Raw genomic sequence first — 948 nt, forward strand, 5'->3', positions numbered from 1 at the left:
GTTTGAAGCGCTCGTGCTGACGTTGTGCCGGGAGATGACATTTGCGGCTGTGGCTCGTCTGGTGAACCTGTCGTGGCATCGCGTGAAGGCCATATGTGATCGGTACGTGGATATGGCCGTGGCCGCCACTGACTTGTCCGAAGTCACTGCGGTGGCCATTGACGAAACCTCGTGCCGACGTGGCCACGACTATGTCTCGCTCGTCGCTGACATGGATGGCAGGCGCGTGGTCTTCGTCACGCCAGGCAAGGATGCAGGCGTCGTCGAACGCTTTGCCCATCACCTGGAGCAACACAACGCATCGCCTGCGCAGATCAAATCGGTCAGCATCGACATGTCCCCCGCCTTCATCAAGGGCGTGGACGAGCATCTGCCCGATGCACGTGTGACGTTCGACAAGTTTCATGTGGTGGCGCACGCGTCCAAAGCACTCGATGGTGTGCGCCGCGAGCAGCAGAAGGCTGATCCTGCACTGAAGGGCATGCGCTGGTCGCTGCTCAAAGATGCTGACAAGCTGAATCTCGCGCAACTGACCGATCTCGAGGCGCTGATCAGCCAGTACACCACCAACCGCACCGCCCGTGCCTGGATGTACCGCGAGCAGCTGCGCGAGATACTCGATCGCAAGCAAATCCATGTAGTCTCCAAGATGTTGCGCCGGTGGTGTAGCAACGTCATGCGTTCCAAGGTCGAGCTCATGAAGGACGTCGCACGCATGATTCTTCGTCATTTCGACGGCATCGTCGCGTGGGCCCAGACGCGCCAGACCAATGGTTTCATTGAAGCGATCAACGGCTTGTTTCAAGCTGCCAAGCGCAAGGCGCGCGGATACGCCAGCTTCAAAACCATGCGGACCGTGCTGTTCCTGATCGCAGGCAAGCTCGACTTCTCGGCCTTCAATCCACATGCCTCGTGAGCCGCATTACCCACTCCACTTTTGAAATAGCC

1 protein-coding gene is annotated in these 948 nt (G+C 58.8%); it reads left to right on the plus strand.

The genetic code is table 11. From position 1 onward, the window contains the following. A partial coding sequence (locus tag F6X42_RS42885; protein WP_187639767.1) for an ISL3 family transposase occupies positions 1 to 916 on the plus strand: 916 nt, incomplete at its 5' end. Positions 917 to 948 lie beyond the last annotated feature (32 nt).

The organism is Paraburkholderia podalyriae (genome assembly GCF_014397785.1).
In the GTDB taxonomy this organism is placed as follows: Bacteria; Pseudomonadota; Gammaproteobacteria; order Burkholderiales; family Burkholderiaceae; genus Paraburkholderia; species Paraburkholderia podalyriae.